The 16,123-nt window shown below is 71.4% G+C and carries 17 protein-coding genes; 4 read left to right on the forward strand and 13 right to left on the reverse strand.

Annotated elements, in window-relative coordinates:
• The first annotated feature begins 54 nt into the window (after positions 1-54).
• Positions 55-1,335, forward strand: coding sequence for an Nramp family divalent metal transporter (locus ASE87_RS01225; protein WP_043596079.1), 1,281 nt, complete (start codon positions 55-57; stop codon positions 1,333-1,335).
• Between the two features lie 69 nt (positions 1,336-1,404).
• On the opposite strand, the gene ASE87_RS01230 is transcribed toward ASE87_RS01225, so the two are convergent.
• Complete coding sequence (locus ASE87_RS01230; protein ID WP_056225310.1) at positions 1,405-2,514, reverse strand: alpha/beta fold hydrolase; 1,110 nt, start codon at positions 2,512-2,514, stop codon at positions 1,405-1,407.
• A gap of 151 nt (positions 2,515-2,665) precedes the next feature.
• Here ASE87_RS01230 and ASE87_RS01235 point away from each other — a divergent pair, with 151 nt between their 5' ends.
• Positions 2,666-3,376, forward strand: a complete 711-nt coding sequence (locus ASE87_RS01235; RefSeq protein ID WP_056225313.1) for a hypothetical protein — start codon at positions 2,666-2,668, stop codon at positions 3,374-3,376.
• A 60-nt stretch (positions 3,377-3,436) separates the two neighbouring features.
• On the opposite strand, the gene ASE87_RS01240 is transcribed toward ASE87_RS01235, so the two are convergent.
• Positions 3,437-3,973: a DUF1990 family protein gene (locus ASE87_RS01240; RefSeq protein ID WP_056225315.1), complete on the reverse strand. Its 537-nt coding sequence runs from the start codon at positions 3,971-3,973 to the stop codon at positions 3,437-3,439.
• A 47-nt stretch (positions 3,974-4,020) separates the two neighbouring features.
• Here ASE87_RS01240 and ASE87_RS01245 point away from each other — a divergent pair, with 47 nt between their 5' ends.
• Entirely contained in the window at positions 4,021-4,650 is a 630-nt protein-coding gene (locus ASE87_RS01245; protein WP_056225318.1) for an alpha/beta hydrolase, read from the forward strand.
• An 11-nt stretch (positions 4,651-4,661) separates the two neighbouring features.
• On the opposite strand, the gene ASE87_RS01250 is transcribed toward ASE87_RS01245, so the two are convergent.
• Both ASE87_RS01250 and ASE87_RS01255 read right to left on the reverse strand, forming a co-directional pair.
• Positions 4,662-5,963, reverse strand: coding sequence for a hypothetical protein (locus tag ASE87_RS01250; protein WP_056225321.1), 1,302 nt, complete (start codon positions 5,961-5,963; stop codon positions 4,662-4,664).
• Entirely contained in the window at positions 5,960-6,691 is a 732-nt protein-coding gene (locus tag ASE87_RS01255; protein ID WP_162235846.1) for an ABC transporter ATP-binding protein, read from the reverse strand. The genes ASE87_RS01250 and ASE87_RS01255 overlap by 4 nt, the downstream gene beginning before the upstream one ends.
• Before the next feature lie 48 nt (positions 6,692-6,739).
• On the opposite strand from ASE87_RS01255, the gene ASE87_RS15980 reads away from it, so the two are divergent.
• The gene (locus tag ASE87_RS15980) at positions 6,740-9,271 is read left to right on the forward strand and encodes an AarF/UbiB family protein (protein WP_157489625.1); all 2,532 of its coding nucleotides are present in this window, start codon (positions 6,740-6,742) and stop codon (positions 9,269-9,271) included.
• A gap of 257 nt (positions 9,272-9,528) precedes the next feature.
• On the opposite strand, the gene ASE87_RS01275 is transcribed toward ASE87_RS15980, so the two are convergent.
• From ASE87_RS01275 to ASE87_RS01315, 9 genes are all read right to left on the reverse strand, one after another.
• Complete coding sequence (locus ASE87_RS01275) at positions 9,529-10,815, reverse strand: M18 family aminopeptidase (RefSeq protein ID WP_056226735.1); 1,287 nt, start codon at positions 10,813-10,815, stop codon at positions 9,529-9,531.
• A gap of 105 nt (positions 10,816-10,920) precedes the next feature.
• Positions 10,921-11,253 carry a hypothetical protein gene (locus ASE87_RS01280; protein WP_056225335.1) on the reverse strand — a complete coding sequence of 111 codons (333 nt, stop codon included), beginning with the start codon at positions 11,251-11,253 and terminating at the stop codon, positions 10,921-10,923.
• A 77-nt stretch (positions 11,254-11,330) separates the two neighbouring features.
• Positions 11,331-12,011 carry a hypothetical protein gene (locus ASE87_RS01285; RefSeq protein ID WP_056225337.1) on the reverse strand — a complete coding sequence of 227 codons (681 nt, stop codon included), beginning with the start codon at positions 12,009-12,011 and terminating at the stop codon, positions 11,331-11,333.
• 35 nt (positions 12,012-12,046) lie between these two features.
• Complete coding sequence (locus ASE87_RS01290; protein WP_082452326.1) at positions 12,047-12,994, reverse strand: DNA-3-methyladenine glycosylase; 948 nt, start codon at positions 12,992-12,994, stop codon at positions 12,047-12,049.
• Positions 12,991-13,662 (reverse strand): DNA-3-methyladenine glycosylase I, encoded by a 672-nt coding sequence (locus ASE87_RS01295; protein ID WP_056226739.1) that lies wholly within the window; start codon positions 13,660-13,662, stop codon positions 12,991-12,993. The genes ASE87_RS01290 and ASE87_RS01295 overlap by 4 nt, the downstream gene beginning before the upstream one ends.
• A gap of 23 nt (positions 13,663-13,685) precedes the next feature.
• The gene (locus tag ASE87_RS01300) at positions 13,686-14,312 is read right to left on the reverse strand and encodes a methylated-DNA--[protein]-cysteine S-methyltransferase (protein WP_056225341.1); all 627 of its coding nucleotides are present in this window, start codon (positions 14,310-14,312) and stop codon (positions 13,686-13,688) included.
• Positions 14,309-14,899 (reverse strand): RNA polymerase sigma factor, encoded by a 591-nt coding sequence (locus tag ASE87_RS01305; RefSeq protein WP_082452225.1) that lies wholly within the window; start codon positions 14,897-14,899, stop codon positions 14,309-14,311. The genes ASE87_RS01300 and ASE87_RS01305 overlap by 4 nt, the downstream gene beginning before the upstream one ends.
• 1 nt (position 14,900) lies before the next feature.
• Positions 14,901-15,419: a methylated-DNA--[protein]-cysteine S-methyltransferase gene (locus ASE87_RS01310; RefSeq protein WP_043596091.1), complete on the reverse strand. Its 519-nt coding sequence runs from the start codon at positions 15,417-15,419 to the stop codon at positions 14,901-14,903.
• A gap of 320 nt (positions 15,420-15,739) precedes the next feature.
• Positions 15,740-16,018: an acylphosphatase gene (locus ASE87_RS01315; RefSeq protein WP_043596093.1), complete on the reverse strand. Its 279-nt coding sequence runs from the start codon at positions 16,016-16,018 to the stop codon at positions 15,740-15,742.
• Positions 16,019-16,123: the final 105 nt, after the last annotated feature.

Below are 16,123 nucleotides of genomic sequence, written 5' to 3' on the forward strand. Positions count from 1 at the left end.
GAGGGCACGCAATACCAAGGTTTCGGTTGGCCGAAACCTTGCTAGGGTCGAGGCATGAGCTCGACCGACACCCGCCGTGCCGACGCCGACCCACCCCGTGACGGCCGCCCCCCGCGGGTCGTGCACGCCCGACCGCGCGGCACCCTGCTCGGCCCGGCGTTCGTCGCCGCGATCGCGTACGTCGACCCCGGCAACGTCGCCGCCAACCTGACGGCCGGGGCGGCGTACCAGTACACGCTGCTCTGGGTGCTCGTGCTGGCCAACGCCATCGCGGTGCTCGTCCAGTACCTGTCGGCGAAGCTCGGCATCGTCACGGGGCGCTCGTTGCCCGAGGTGATGGGCACGCGCCTCCGTCGTCGGCCCCTCCGACTGGCCTACTGGGGTCAGGCCGAGTTGGTGGCGGCCGCGACCGACGTCGCCGAGATCATCGGTGGAGCCCTCGCGCTCCAGCTGCTCTTCGGGGTGCCGCTGGTCGTCGGGGGCTTGATCACCGGCCTCGTCTCGCTCGGCCTGCTGCTGCTCACGAGGTACCGCAGCGGGCGGGTCTTCCAGACCGTCGTCATCGCCCTGTTGGCCGTTCTCACGCTCGGCTTCTGCGCGGGTCTGCTCTTCGCCCCGCCGTCGGCCGGCGGCATGCTCGCCGGTCTCGTGCCCCGCTTCGAGGACAGCACGGCCGTGCTGCTCGCCGCGTCGATGCTCGGCGCGACGGTCATGCCGCACGCGGTCTACCTCCACTCCGCACTCACTCGCGACCACCACGGCGTCGTGGCCGAGGGGGCGGACCGTGCCCGTGTGCTGAAGGCCACCCGGTGGGACGTCGTGCTGGCGTTGCTCGTCGCCGGCGGCGTCAACATCGCCATGCTCGTGCTCGCGGCCTCGACCCTGTCGGGTCAGGACGGCACCGACACGATCCCCGGGGCCCAGCGGGCCATCGCGGCGGCGCTCGGGCCCGTGATCGGCGTCCTGTTCGCCGTCGGCCTCCTCGCGTCGGGTCTCGCGTCCACGTCGATCGGGGCGATGGCGGGCGCCGAGATCATGAAGGGCCTGCTGCACGTGCAGGTGCCGCTCATGGTGCGCCGGGTCGTCACGTTGATCCCGGCCCTCGTGCTGCTCGCGACGGGCATCAGCCCGACGTGGTTGCTCGTGCTCAGCCAGGTCGTGCTGAGCTTCGGCATCGCGTTCGCCCTCGTGCCCCTCGTCGTCGCGACGAGCGACCGGTCGCTCATGGGCACGGGCGTCAACGCCGTCGGGACGCGGATCGCCGGCTGGGTGGCCGTGGTGGTCGTCGTCGCCCTCAACCTCGTGCTGATCGGGCTGACCGTCTCGGGGGCGTGAGGGGCGGCGGCGAGGTGACCCGCGCCTCCTGCGTTCCCGACCCGCCCCGACCCGAGACGAGCTGCACCGTCAGCGGTCGGCGCCGCCGGTCGTGGGTTCGATGTGCGGGCCGTCGTCGGGGTCGGCGCCGGCCGCGGCCTTCTCGGCCTGGCGACGGTCGAACGCCGCCTGCATCGACTCGGCGTGGTCCGTCTTGGCCTTTGCGAGGGCCTCGTCGTCACCGCGCATGGTCGCCGCGGTCGAACGCAGGCGCGCGCCCACGGCCTTCACGAAGTCGGCCGGGCTGGGGCTGAAATCGTCGCTCTCGTCGCCGTCCCCCGCGTCGACGTAGTGGTGCAGCTCGACGCCCTCGTCGTGTCGGATCGGCTGTTGGGCGTGCTCGACGCAGAGCTTGGCGACCTCTTCGGCGTGGGCGTGCATGACGGAGTGGGCGGCCCCGGGCATCTCCCACAGGCGGGACGAGGGCAGCAGTTCGCCGACGCGGTGCACCCACTCGCGCGGGGCGACGGCGTCGTGCTCACCCCGGATGACCAGGGTGTCGGCGGCGATCTGCGGCAGGTGCTGCTCGATCGGGTAGGTCATCATCTTCGGCAGGATGCGCGAGAACCAGCGCACCCCGCAGAGCACGTACGCGCTCAGGGCCAGGAACTTCACCCGGCCGGGCTCGTGCCAGGCGGCCCGGGCGAACCGCACCGCCTGCTCGAGCACGTGACGATGGGCCGGGTCGATCACCGGCCCGATCAGCACGACGGTCGACAGGTCGGGTCGGCGCGCGGCGAGGTCGACGACGATCTGCGTGCCCATCGAGTGCCCGACGACGACCGGGTCGTGGAGTCCCAGTTCGTCGATGGCGGTGCCGACGAGGTCGGCGTACTCGCGGATGCTCAGGGCATGACCCGGGTGCGGCACCCCGGCGAAGCCCGGCAGGTCGAGAGCGTGCACGGGGCCGAACTCGTTGAGGTTCGGCGCGAGGCGCTCGAAGTAGTCGGACGAGACGCCGATGCCCGGCACGAGGACGAACGGACGGTCGCCGGTGTCGCCGATCGTGTTCACCCGCACGTAGAGGTCGCCCCGCTCGACGCGACGCACGGTGACGGTCGTGTCGACGTCCCCCGCTCGCGAGGCGTCGCGGGCGGCCGCACGGCGTGGCGAACCGGCGTGGCGACGTCGAGGGGTCATCGGATCAGTGTGGCACGGCGGGCTCGGAGCCCGGGACGGTGGCGCCGGCGGGGTCCCCGGTGGCAGGCTGACCCCGCCGGGTCCCAACCATGGCCCACCGTGTCCGACCCACCGTCTCCGACCCACCCGCCTCGACGAGAGAAGAGTCATCGTGCCCGCTGCCGACATCGTCCGGACCGTCACCCTCGCCGCGCCTCCCGCCGTGGTCTTCGACGCCGTCACCACTGGCACCGGCGGGTGGCTCTGGCCCGGCGAGGTCGAACCCCGGGTGGGAGGCGCGGCCGGGCCGGGCGGGGTGGTCACGGCCTGGCGACCGGGTCGCCACTACGCCAACCGCATGGAGGGCGAGGGCGGCTGGTTCAACGAGCTCGACTTCGCCCTCGAGGCAGGCGACGACACCGAGGAGGCGACCCGGCTGACCTACCGGCACTCGAGCGTCTTCGACGAGGGGCAGGTGCCCGGCGTCGAGGAGCACACCGACTTCTACCTGCACACCCTCGCCGAGTACGTCGCGTGGTTCACGGGCCGGGAGGCCACGTTCACGAGCGTCGACGCCCCGGAGTCGTCGCGGGCGGCGGGATCGGCCGCCCGGGTGCTGCAGGCCCTCGACCTGGCCGACGACGTCGAGGTCGGTGACGCCGTCGTGGTCGACCTGCCCGGCGTCGGTCCGGTCGCCGCGGGACTCTCGTACCGCACGGCGTCGTTCGTGGGGCTGCGGACCGCGAGCGCGCTCGTCCGCGTCTTCGGGCGGGAGGCCTGGGGGGCCGGGGTGAGCGTCAGCGTCCACGACTTCGCCGACGGGGCCGACGCCGCCGCGACCGGGTCGGCCTGGCAAAGGTGGCTCGACGACCTGTTCTCGTGAGCCGTGCCTCCTCGTCCCCACGGAGGGGTGACCGGGCCGTCCGGTGAGGGCGCGGTGCCGTCAGGCAGAGGCCACGACGACGTCGAGGGCACGGAGGTTGCGCCGCAGGATCAGCGAGAGGGCGAGTGCGGACGCCGGCCCGGCGGCCCGCATCCACCACGCGGCGGGGAGCCAGACGACGCGGATGTCGAGGGTGACGCGGTCGTCGTCGTGGTGGTGCACGCGGTAGCTCTCCCAGCCGCGCTGGGGGTGGCCGACCAGGGCGGCGTGTCCGAAGCCGATCTCGGTGGCGGACCGGACGACGGCGAACACCCGGCAGGCGACCGGTGGGTGCACGGGGCCGAGGGTCACGCCCCAGACGCTCGTCGCACCGACGGCTACGCGGACGGGCACCTCGATGGGCACGAAGCCCGAGCCGCGGTGCACCTGCCAGTGCAGCACGGCGTCCCCTGCGGCCTCGAAGGCGGCCCGGCCGTGGCCGATCACCCGACTGCGCGTCGTCACGTGGAATCCGGTCGGCGGCGGACCGTCGAGGGTGGGCTCACCCTCGAAGGCGTAGCCGTCGCCGAACCGGGCGCGGTACGGGTGTGACGTCATGGGTCGACCCTGCCACGTGAGGACGCCGGGCCGGGCATGATCGGACGGTGACCGACGCGACCGCCCCGACGCCGACCCCGCTCCCGACCCCGCCCACGGCCTTCCTGATCTTGCACGGCTGGCAGAACCATCGTCCCGAGGGGCACTGGCAGCGCTGGCTCGCAGGCGAGCTCGAGGCCCGCGGACACGTGGTGCGCTACCCGCGGCTGCCCGACGCTGACGAGCCCACGCCCGCCGCCTGGGAGGCCGCGGTGCGACACGAACGGGCCGCCCTGCCCGCGGGCCGTCCGGTGACGGTGCTGTGCCACAGTCTCTCGTGCCTGCTCTGGTTGAGGCTGCAGGCCGGCGTCGCGCCTCCGTCCGCCGACCGGGTCGCGCTGGTCGCGCCTCCGTCGCCCGAGCTGATCGCCGGCCAGCCGATCCACGCGTTCGTGGCCGGGGAGCTGTTCGACGGGCGGCGGCTCGCGCTCGGGGGCGACGGCGAGTCGGTCGTCGTCGCCGGGGACGACGACGAGTGGCTGCCGCTCGGCCCGGTCGACACCTGGGAGGCGCGGGTCGACGCCCCGGTCGTCGTCGTGCCCCGAGGCGGTCACCTCACCCCCGACTCGGGCTACGGCGAGTGGCCGGCGATCCTGGCCTGGGCGCTCGGGGCACCGGCGGCGGAGGCCTTCGGCTGATCCGCCGCCGGTCACGACCGTCGGCCGAACGAACTGCCCATCAGCAGTGCGACGAGGGCGAGCCCGGAACAGCACAGGGTGACCGGGTTCACGATCACGGCCGCCCACGTGCCGAGGTCGGCCTGGGCGGCCGACAACAGAGGTGAGGCCGAGACCGCTACCACGGCGACGGCGCCAAGGGCCCCGAGAGCCCAGAGCAAGACGGCCTCGAAGGAGGCGATGGCCCGAAGGGTCGCCGGGGCGGCTCCCGCGGCGAGCAGTGCTCGCCCGGTGTCTCGACGGATCGGGGCCGACAGGCTGAAGACGAGTGCACCCGTGACCGCTGCGAGGAGGGCGGGCGCCGTGGCGAGACCGGTCACGGCCGCCCAGTTGATCGTCGTCTCCGACGTGACCAGCGAACCGAACGCACGGAGGGCCTCGTCGCCCGCCAGGAAGACGGCGGCGAGTCCGCCGGGGACGGCGACGCCGACCATCGGCACCGAGATGCCCGCGCCATCGCGGCGGACGCCGTCCGCGACGGCCTGGAAGGCGAGTCGGGGAATGGTCCATCGGGTACCCCGCGCAACCAGACCGAGCCCGGCGGCGGCGAGACGGCAGGCCGCAGGGCCGATCGTGGACGCGGCGACGGAGCCGAGGACGACGAGGAGGAGCGACCAGGGCACCAGCCCGGCCACGTCGTCGTCCCTCATCGAAGTCGACGGCATCAGGGCCAGGAGCACCACGACGGCCGCGACGGGGATCGTGCAACCGAGCACGCGGCCGAGCCTGGCCCGTCGCGGACGCGGCGGGAAGCGGCTCGTCGCACCTACCAGCGCCGGGGTCAGTGACAATGCGACGACGACCGATGTGCCGACGGTGACCAGTGGACCCGTGGTGAGGACGAGGGAACCCCAGGGAGTTGTCAGGGGGTTGAGGGCCGTGGCCGTCACGATCACGATGGCGACACCCCCCGTGGCGGCCGCGACCGTCACGACGGCCGTCTCGAGGGCGATGAGCGCGCGCCCCTGCCACGGCAGGACGCCCAAGGGCACCCAGGCGAGACGGGTCGGGTCGAACTGTGACTGGGTCAGCCGTGACACGGCGGCGAGGCACGTCGTGCCGGCGACGACGGCCATGAACGCCGCGGGAGTCGTCCACGAGCGGACGATGCCTCCGAGGGGGGCGGGCGCACCGCCTGCCGAGTCGACACCCGTCAGGGCGAGGCCGGCGACGACGGTGGTGACCAGGACGACGGCGCCGTAGGCGAACCAGGTGGCCCGATCGGTCGCGAGCATGCGCAGGGAGGCCCCGGCGAGACGAGCGAGGCCGATCATCTTTCGCTCTGTGTGTCGTGTACGGCTCGCATCCGCCGGCGGATGTCCGACGCCGTCGTCGGGGTCAGATGCGTGACGACCTGCCCCTCGGTGATCGCCGCGACGGCGTCGACGCTGGCGGCGAGCTCGAGATCGTGCGTGACCAGCACCGTGCCGCACCCCGCGGCCGCGAGCGCACGGATGCCGTCGACGACGTCGGCGCGGCTCTCGGCGTCGAGGCTCGAGGTCGGTTCGTCCAACGTCGCGAAAGGTGCCCGTTGGGCCAGTACCCGGGCGAAGGCGACCCTCTGCCGCTCGCCGCCGGACAGCTCGTCGGGTCGCCGGTCGGCCAGTCTGGTCAGGCCGAGGTCGGCGAGGGTCGATCGGGCAGTGGATCGCGACTTCGGGATGCGGCGGAGGTCGAGAGCGATCTGCACGTTGTCCAAGGCCGACAAGGACGGTACGAGGCCGCCGTCTTGAAGGACGATGCCGAACAGCTCTCGCCGTCGCCGAGCGAGCCGGGAGGGGGATAAGGACGTCAGATCGAGGTCGTCGACGAAGACCTGACCCGAGTAAGGGCGTTGGAGGCCCGTCAGGCAGCGAAGCAGAGAGCTCTTGCCGCTGCCGGATGCTCCCACGAGCGCTGTCGTGGACGATCGGGCGATCTCGAGTGCGGGAGCGGCCACCACCGGTCGGCGCCCGTACCGGATCTCGACGTCCGCCAGTCGTAGTCGATTCGCATCACTCATGTTTTTAAGACTACATTGACGATCTGACATTCCATCAAGGGGGTTGTTTTGGAGATCTTGCCTTTCTGCTCGTCGAGCAGTCCTTTTTACGAAGAACCCACTTCATGGCGTCCTGACCTTGATCTCGACCTCCCAGTTCCCGACGAGTGGTTGGTCGATGAGGGGCTCCACTGGCGTGCTCTCTTTCCGATCGTGGAACCTCCGAGGACGCACGGTTGGAAAATACATCTCAGTTCGACCCTGGAGCACTACCCCGATGTTCTTGAGGCGGCTTTTCGTGTCTGCCTCGACACCCGCACCGCCTTCAAATACGTGTCCCGCTGGGAGGAGGTTCGAGGAGCGCTTTCCAAGAATGCTCACCGCTCATCCGCGGGCAAGCTCGTGACCATCTATCCCCGTGACGACGACGTCCTAAACGATATAGCCGAGCGGCTCGACAGCGTATTGAGTGGGCTGCCCTCGCCCTACGTCCTTGGGGATGTGCGATTCCGATCGGGACCTGTGTACTTCCGCCACGGCGGGTTCCTTCCGCTCATGATTCCCGACGCAGACGGAGGTGTGCTGGCGCGTCCCAACGATTCAGGCGCTCTTGTTCCTGATGTCAGAAGCCCTGTGTTTCGCCGGCCGTCCGGTCCCCATCCTGTGGTCGTGGAAGAGGCCATCTCTGCCTTGGCCATAGCTGACGATCTCGGGCCCTTGGGTGAATACACGGCTCTCGAGCCGTTTCAGTTCTCCAATGCCGGGGGAATCTACCTGGCAACTGGCGTGGGCGGTCGCAAGTCGGTTCTGAAGGAAGCTCGACCTCATGCTGGCCTCGATGCTTCAGGGCTTTTGGCTCAGTCACGTCTCAGCCAGGAGCACTCGAACCTCAGCCGCCTCGAAGCTTCAGGAATTGTTCCTAAAGTCCTCGGGTATTTCCAGGCCTCAGGACACAACTTTCTCGAAATGCAGTACGTCGAGGGCGTCTCTTTCCTCGAGCGGACTTCGCGCACCTGTCCTGGACTGAATCCGATGGCCGGAAACCATGAGCGGCAGATCTACGCCGCGGAAACTATGAAGCTGCTGCAGCAGCTCGTAGCTCACGTGACTTACATGCACAATGAGGGCCTCGTCGCTGGAGACCTCCACCCAGGAAACATCCTCGTCACGCCACGCAACGAAGTAGTCCTCATCGATCTCGAGGACGGAAGAGCTCCGGATTCTCGCGCCCAGGGACCCTTCAACGCTCTCGGGTATGCCCCGCCGGATGACTTCACCGCTGCCGAATCAGATTGGTTCGCGCTGTCACGCGTAGTCATGTCAGCCTTCGATCCAGCTTTCGCGAGAGAGATCCTCGCGCCGGATGTCTGGCTCCAAGCAAAGCAGCGAGTGGCAGATCAATACGGGCCCGCCTTGGAGACGTTCCTCACTCAAATCGAGAGCAGGTTTCGAGACTCCGACGGCGTGAGACTGCTTCGTCCTCAGACACCTTTGAAACTCGCTCGCGTAGTTGATGAGACCACCGACCGGGAGCTCGCTCGTGAGATGGCCCGAAGCCTGGCCCATCTGCCCCATGAGCGCTGTCTCGGCGATCCACTCGATGCGTCGACACTGCGACGGTTTTCCTACATCAACGGCACAGCGGGCCGAGCAGCCGCTCTGCATCGTTCGCAGCTGCCCGTTCCCGCCGACATGGTCTCCGATCTTGCTTCGGCGTATCTCACTCCTCACGCAGAGGTTGGACTCTTCGATGGCTTGGCTGGAATCGCGGCCACGCTTTCCGAGTTAGGAGAGCATGACGCGGCCCACATCACAGGCAGGGCCATTCAGCGTTCCGCAGGGCGGGTCCGATCGGACGGCTTTTCTCGGGGCCTGGCCGGTATCGCCGTGCAACAACTCGACTACGACATCGACTTCGCCGCGGGTTTAGCGCGGCGAGCTACGAGGCGGAGCCAAACGGCCCCAGGACAAGACGCCCTCGGGCGCACTCCGGGCCTTCTTCATGGCTGGGCGGGACTTGCCCTGGCGCAGGCGCTCGTAGGCAAGGCAGCAGACGACAAATTCCTCCTAGATGCTGCTGTGCAGTCTCTCGCGAAGGATCGACGGCGGCGCCGGGACTCTCATCCAGGAGTGGCCGGGCTCGGGGAAGGAGACGGTCGGAGGAGCTTTCCCTACCTCGAGAACGGTTCCGCAGGGTATTTGGTGGCCTATTCGGTGTTGCGACAGCACGGCCTTGACACCGGACCAGCGGGCGCGGACGACGGTGTCGCAGCCTTCGTGGCTGCGCTGACGTCAGATGTGTACGCCTTCGACGGTCTCCTCCGGGGCAGGGCTGGCATCTTGGCGGGTCTGCTGAGTGTGAGTCCGTGGTTCGACGTAGCCGACGCCATTCAAAAACACACCACGTACGTCCGTCAGGGTCTTCTGCGCTGGAATGGAGGCACCTTCAGTGCGAGCGATCAGCTGCTCCGCCTCTCGACTGACATCGGTACGGGATCTGCCGGCGTCCTCTTGATGTTTCTGTCTGTCGAAGCGAAGACCCACCTCTGGCTTCCCGGCTCCATCAATGGCCGGGTCCGACTCCATGAAGAGAGGAGGTGAATTAGATGACTTCGATCCTCGAACTGCAAGGCCTCGCCGAGCGGACGTCGAATGACATCCTGTCGAGCTCAGCGAGCTTCTTCGGATGTGCAGGCGGCCACCCCAGCAGCTCCATCAGCCTCTGGGCCTGCGCCTAGCCGTCGAGCCGGTGGGTCCTTGAGGCCCACCGGCTCGTTCACTTCTCAGGGTCCGCAACTCAAGCGCGGCCTGTCTCACCAAGTCGCACGCCGTCCGAGGGGCCCGGCGGCTGATGGCGCCTACGCGTCCGGCGCGAGGAAGGCGGCGGCGGCGCGCGACAGGTAGGCCGGGTCGTCGGCGCCGCACAACTCGCGGGCCGAGTGCATGCCGAGCAGCGGGATGCCGACGTCGATCGTGCGGATGCCGAGTCGCGTCGCGGTGATCGGCCCGATGGTCGAGCCGCAGGGCACCGAGTTGTTCGAGACGAACTCCTGGAACGGCACACCGGCCTGCTCGCACGCCCGCGACCACTCGGCCGCCCCGAGCCCGTCGGTGGCGTAGCGCTGGTTGGCGTTGATCTTGAGCAGCGGCCCGCGGTTGACGACCGGCTGGTTGACCGGGTCGTGCCGCTCGGGGTAGTTCGGGTGCACGGCGTGTCCGGCGTCCGCGCTGAGGCACCACGACCCGGCGAGGGCACGGCGGTGGTCGGTCGTCGTCGCCCCGAGACCGGCCGAGACCCGGGCGAGCACGTCCTCGAGCAGCGGCCCGGCCGCACCCGACGGGGTGGCCGAACCGACCTCTTCGTGGTCGAACGCCGCAAACACCGCGACGTGGTCGAGCTCGACGCCCGAGGTCGCCGTCTCGATCAGTGCGACGAGACCGGCGTGGGTCGACGACAGGTTGTCCATGCGCCCGGCGGCGAAGAGCTCGCCCGACATCCCCAGGACCGCAGGAGGCGCGGTGTCGGCCACGACCACGTCGTAACCGGTCACGTCGGCTCCGGTCAGCCCGGCCAACCCGGCGAGGTGGCCGAGCACGTCGGCCTCGTCGAGTGGCCCCGCCCCGACCACGGGGTTCAGGTGGCGCTGGGGGTCGAGCTTGAGGCCGTCGGCGTTGACGCCTCGGTCGAGGTGGACGGCGAGCTGCGGGAAGCGCAGCAGCGGCCCGGTGCGCACGAGGTGCGTCTCGCCGCTGCGGGTGACCAGTCGACCGGCGAACTCGAGGTCGCGGTCGAGCCACGAGTTGAAGAGCGGTCCGCCGTAGACCTCGACGCCGGCCTGCAGCCAGCCGCGGGTGCCGGTCGTCGGCTTGGGCTTCAGCTTGAAGCCGGGGGAGTCGGTGTGCGCTCCGACGACGCGGAACGGCGTCGTGGCCGTCGCCGTGGCGGGCTCGATCCAGGCGATGACCGCGCCGTCGCGCAGGACGTAGCGCCGCCCCGGGCCCGAGGGCCACTCCGTCGTCTCGTCGAGGGCGGTGAAACCGGCGTCGTCGAGCCGGCGGGCGGCCTCGGCCGCGGCGTGGAAGGACGAGGGCGAGGCCTGGATGAAGCGGGCGAAGTCGTCGAGGTGGGGGCGCGTGTCAGTCATCCCCACCAGCATGCACCACCCCGTCGCCGCCGAGACCCCAGGAAGTCGCCGAGACCCCCGCTCGCGCACGCGGGTCTCGGCGGCTTCCTGGGGTCTCCCACCGTGTCAGCGGCCGCCGCTGCCGCCGCGGTTCGCGCCGATGTCGCCGCGGTGGGCGTTCGCCTCGGGGTCGGCCGAGTGCGGGTCCTCGTCGTCGACGGTCAGGGCGGCGTCCTGCTCGCCCGAGACGCCCCCGGGGCTGACGGCCACGTAGCCGTCCTCGCCCGAGTGGCTGCCGCCGAGCGGCTGCGTGACGTCGCCGTCCGGCGTCGCCTCGCCCGATGTGGCGGGCTCGCCCTGCGTGTCGGTCGGGCCCGTGCCGTGGGCGGCCCGGTGCGTCTCGATCGCGGCGGCCTCGACCGCCGCCTGGTCGTCGGGTCGGTCGTCGTCGGTGTTCATGCTGGCCGCTCTCGTCGTGGAGGAAATGTCGGGGAGTGGAACGGTAGACGCCCCCGATCCACGGTGTTCGGCGCCCGTCAATCGGGCACGGGAAGGGAGGTCGCGTGGAGGGCGAACCAGACGCCGGCGACGAGCAGGCCCACGGCGACGAGCGGGAGTCCGACGGTGCGGTTGCGGACGCCGTAGACGATCCAGCCGACGATCGCCGCCGTGCTCACGAGGGCGAGGGCGGCAGCGACGACGGCCAGTGCCGGGGACGGAGAATCGCGCTGCCACGCGGACAGTCCTGCCGCAACGGCCGGGACGGGCGCACTGATCCACATGGGCAGGAGCGCCGCGTCCCCCAGCCCCTTCAGTGACGGCCCCGTGTCGACGTCCCGATAGCGGTACTCGTCGTAGAACCCGTCGACATGCGTGCCGCCGAGGTGCGGTGGCATGATGGCCGCGAGATCGCGGGGCAGGTCGGTACCCGGTTCGAGTCGCAGATAGGTGCGGAGACGGCCGAGGGTCGTGATGCCGGTCAGCACGCGCCAGAACACCCGGCGTTCGTGGGCGGTCGTGTAGCCGTCGATCACGATGCCCCACCGGGCCGCCTGGTCGACATGGCCTTCCGCCCGGGCGAAGTCCGTCAGGGCCATCCGGACCATCAGATCCCGGGGCGCCTGCTCGGCCAGCGCTCGCAACAGGACCCGCGCCTCCTCGATCTCGTCCGCGGCGCGATGCGCGGTGACGATGTCGAGGGTGCCGTCGATGTCCACCGGACGAGTATCGACGATGGCGGCGGCCGGGCGCGTCACGGCGCGGTCGGCAGCACCGCGGCCCAGAGGTGGAACAGGGCGTAGGCGCGCCAGGGCGACCACGGTGCCCCGGCGACCTCGGCCTCCTTCGTCGTCAGGCCGCCCATCACGCGCCGCAGCACGAGGTCGCCCGAGGGCCAGGCGTCGCGGTCGCCGAGGGCACGCACCGCGAGGTACTCGACCGTCCACGGGCCGATCCCGGGCACGGCGAGAAGGCGTCGACGGGCGTCGCCCTGGTCGACGTCGGGCGCGATCACGAGCCCGTCGGCGACGACCTCGGCCAGGGCGTGGATCGTCCGCGCCCGACTGTTCGTCACGCCGACCGCGGCCCGCAGCTCGTCGACGTCGGCGGACGCCAGAAGGTCGGCGCGGGGGAACCGCGAGAGGCCCGTCCCCGCGACCGGCTCGCCGTAGGCCGCCACGAGTCGCCCGGTGAAGGTGCGCGCCGCGGCGAGTGAGACCTGCTGCCCGAGCACCGTCATCACGGCCGTCTCGAACCCGTCGGGGTTGCCCGTCACGCGGATGCCCGGACGCGCCGCGATGAGCGGCCCGAGCACGGGGTCGACGGCGAAGCCCCGCTCGACGTCGTCGAGGTCGGTGTCGAGGTCGAGCCACGTCCGCACGACGCGTCGTGCCTCGTCGACCGTCGCCTCCGTCGGCAGCACGCCGTCGGGCCCGGTCATCGCCACGTCGACCCCGGTCGACGCGAACGACAGGTCCAGCCGGTAGGAGGCGCGCGCGGCCCCCGAGCCCAGCTCGACCAGTCGCGCGTGCGTGGCCGCGGCGACGTCGGTGGCTTCGGCTCCCGGCACGCTGTGCGCGGCCAGCAACCCCACGGCGTGGGCGTGGTCATAGGCGCCGACGGGCTCGACGACGAAGCGCGCGGCCGACCCGTCGGGTGCCGCCTCGTCGCGTGCTGCCGCGCCGGGTGAGTCCGCGGTCACGACCCGGCCGCCCGGCCGCCGCCGGCCTCCACGGGCCGACCGTCCTCGCCCCACACCCCCGACGACCCGCGGCGGTGGCTGTCGACGAGGTGCGTGTCGACGATGCCCGCGGCCTCCATCAGCGCATGCATGGTGGTCGGCCCCACGAAGGTGAAGCCCTTCGCCTTGAGCGCCTTCGAGAGGGCGAGCGACTCGGGCGACGTCGTCGGCACCTCGGTCATCGTGCGCGGTCGGGGCGTCTGGGCCGGCCGGAACGACCAGACGAAGTCGACCAGGCCGCCGTCGGCCCTCAGGTCGAGCGTCGCCCGCGCGTTGCGGATCGTCGCGTCCACCTTGAGCCGGTTGCGGACGATCCCCGCGTCGGCCATCAGCCGTGCGCGGTCGCCGTCGCCGAAGCGGGCGACGACCTCGGGGTCGAAGTCGGAGAACGCGCTCCGGAACGCGGGCCGCTTGCGCAGGATCGTCGCCCACGACAGCCCGGACTGGAACGCCTCGAGGCTCAGCCGTTCGAACAAGCCGCGCTCGTCGCGGACGGGCAGGCCCCACTCGGTGTCGTAGTAGTCGCGCAGCAGCGGGTCGGTCGACGCCCAGACCGGCCGCGCCAGCCCGTCGTCACCGACCACGACGCCCGCGCTCGCGACGCCTGTGCCGGCCGGGCCCGGCGGCACCGCTCCCGGGGTCACCCCGTCGCTCACGCGCGTGACTCGAGGTCGATCAGGATCTGCTTGGCCGCCATGCCCCCACGGTAGTTGCCGGCGGTCCCGTCGCTCCGCACCACCCGGTGGCAGGGCACGACGACCGGCAGCGGGTTCGTGGCGCAGGCCGTGCCGACGGCCCGCACCGCCCGGGGGCTGCCCGAGGCGAGGGCGACCGCCGCGTAGCTCGCCGTCGCGCCGTAGCCGATGTCGGGCAGGTTCTCGAGCACCGTCCGCTGGAAGCCCCTCGACAGACGCCGGTCGAGCGGCAGGTCGAACGCGCGGCGCTCGCCGCGGAAGTACTCGTCGAGCTCGCGCGCGACGGCGTCGAGCCGCGACGGAGCCTCGACGATGCGCGGGCTCACGGTCGCGGCCAGGCGGTCGAGCACCGTGTCGTGCCCCTCGATCTCGAAGGCCACCCGCAGCACGCCCACGTCGGTCGCGCAGACGAGCAGCCGCCCGACGGGGGAGTCGAGGGTGCGGTACGCCACGTCGACCGCCCCGGCGTCGAGGGCGGCCTCGGCGAAGCGGGCGTGCAGGGCGGCGAGACGGTCGTCTGCCGGGTCGAGACCGGTCAACGGGAGGCGCGGGTCGGTCGACGCGTCGGCGGGGGAGGTGGTCATCGGGTGCCCTTCGGCTCGGATGAGGCGGGCGGTGCGGAGGCGGCCGGTGCGGAGGCGGGCGGGACGGAGGCGCGGCGGGCGCTCCGCCCCGAGGTGCCGGTCCGTCGGGGCGTCGCCGGTTCGGCCAGCAACCGACGCAGTGCCGCGATCCCGTCGGCGGACGCGCGCCGGGCCGCGTCCGCGCTGATGCCGGTCACCTCGGCGACCTCGCGATGCGAGAGCCCGACGAGGTGGTGGTAGACCACGGCACGCCGCTGGCCCGGCGGCAAGGTGCGCAACGCCCCGTCGAGCTCGTCCGCGCGCGCGACGGTCTCGTCGTGAGGAGGCGCGGGCGGCGGTTCGGGCACCGTCTCGACCGGGCGGGGGCGACGCTCCCGTGCCCGCAGCACGTCGATCGCCTTGCGGTGCGCGATGGTCACCAGCCACGCCTCGAGGTTCGTCGACGCGGGGAGCGATGGATAGGCGACGAGGGCCGCCACGAACGTCTCGCTCCAGGCGTCGTCGGTGTCGTGCTCGTCGAGCACGGCCCGGCAGACGCGCCAGACCGTGCGACCGTGCCGGGCGACCACGCGCTCGAAGGGTTCCACGTCAGAACAGCCGACCGGAGTCGGGGCCCGACGGCTGGTCGGCCTCGAGCCCGAGCAGGAACCGTTTTCGGTCGAGCCCGCCGGCGTAGCCCACCAGGGCCCCGCCCGAGCCGACCACGCGGTGGCACGGCACGACGATGCTCAGCGGGTTGAGCCCGTTGGCGGCCCCGACCGCCCGGGCCAGGCCGACGCCGCCGAGCGCGATCGCGAGCTGCCCGTAGCTGCGCGTCTCGCCGAAGGGGATGTCGCGCAGGAGGGCCCACACCCGCACCTGGAAATCGTTGCCGCGTGGTGCCAGCGGCAGGTCGAAGGAGCGGCGCTCGCCGGCGAAGTACCCACCGAGCTGGCGCTCGACCTCGACGAAGTCGCTCAGCCCGACGCCGTCCTGCGAGACCGGGCCGAAGCCGGTCGGATCGGGCAGGTGTCGGTGCTCGTCGAAGTAGAGGCCGACGAGGCCCGTCTCGGCCCCGACGACGGTCAGCGTGCCGACGGGGGTGTCGACGGTGGTGTGGACGCTCACGGTGCCTCCTGGCTCTCGGCGATGGTACTCACCCCGTAGACGCGGGACCGTCACCGGATGTGAGGTCACCGGTCGAACCGACCGGGGTCACGGCGCCGCGGGACCGACCGGGCTGGCGGGGCCGCCCGGACCGACCGAACCGGTCCGGGTGATCGGGACGGGGCGACGAGCAGGTACCCTTGAATGCCCGGTCCGGGCACTCCACACTGTCGGGTGTGTGTGAGCGTCCGGGCCGGGTTCTTCGTCCCCGGTCGCCCGGACCGCTCGTGACCGACGGTCGAGCTGATGACGCGTGCTCGAGATCGTGACCGCCCCGCGAGCTAGTGGCGCGTGCTGAACTCGCTCTCACCCACGGGGGCGAGCTCGCTCACGTCGACCCGGTCGACCCGGGCGCCCCGGGGCCCCTCGTCGAGCCACTCGAGCAGCAGCGCCACCCGGTCGGGCCGTCCCTCGACCTCGACCTCGACCGTCCCGTCGGGCAGGTTGCGGACGAAGCCGCCGACCTCGAGTCGGTCCGCCTCGCCCTCGGTCGAGAAACGGAAACCCACGCCCTGCACCGAGCCGTGCACGAGGGCCCGGCGTCTGATCACGTCGTCCATCGCTCGACCGTACCCGCGCCTCCTCGGCCTGGCCCTCGTTCCTCGCCCGGGGCAAGCCCGAACGTCCCACCCCGCCACGAAATGAACATCCCGCCACGAGAAAAC

Source organism: Frigoribacterium sp. Leaf44, assembly GCF_001421865.1.
Taxonomy (GTDB): domain Bacteria; phylum Actinomycetota; class Actinomycetes; order Actinomycetales; family Microbacteriaceae; genus Frigoribacterium.

Excerpts from the sequence above, each read along its gene's own strand:
- ASE87_RS01275 (WP_056226735.1), bottom strand. The coding sequence starts at position 10,815 with ATGACTGACACGCGCCCCCACCTCGACGACTTCGCCCGCTTCATCCAG.
- ASE87_RS01230 (WP_056225310.1), bottom strand. The coding sequence starts at position 2,514 with ATGACCCCTCGACGTCGCCACGCCGGTTCGCCACGCCGTGCGGCCGCC.
- ASE87_RS01250 (WP_056225321.1), bottom strand. The coding sequence starts at position 5,963 with ATGATCGGCCTCGCTCGTCTCGCCGGGGCCTCCCTGCGCATGCTCGCG.
- ASE87_RS01225 (WP_043596079.1), top strand. The coding sequence starts at position 55 with ATGAGCTCGACCGACACCCGCCGTGCCGACGCCGACCCACCCCGTGAC.
- ASE87_RS01315 (WP_043596093.1), bottom strand. The coding sequence starts at position 16,018 with ATGGACGACGTGATCAGACGCCGGGCCCTCGTGCACGGCTCGGTGCAG.
- ASE87_RS01280 (WP_056225335.1), bottom strand. The coding sequence starts at position 11,253 with ATGAACACCGACGACGACCGACCCGACGACCAGGCGGCGGTCGAGGCC.
- ASE87_RS01300 (WP_056225341.1), bottom strand. The coding sequence starts at position 14,312 with ATGACCACCTCCCCCGCCGACGCGTCGACCGACCCGCGCCTCCCGTTG.
- ASE87_RS01255 (WP_162235846.1), bottom strand. The coding sequence starts at position 6,691 with ATGAGTGATGCGAATCGACTACGACTGGCGGACGTCGAGATCCGGTAC.
- ASE87_RS01240 (WP_056225315.1), bottom strand. The coding sequence starts at position 3,973 with ATGACGTCACACCCGTACCGCGCCCGGTTCGGCGACGGCTACGCCTTC.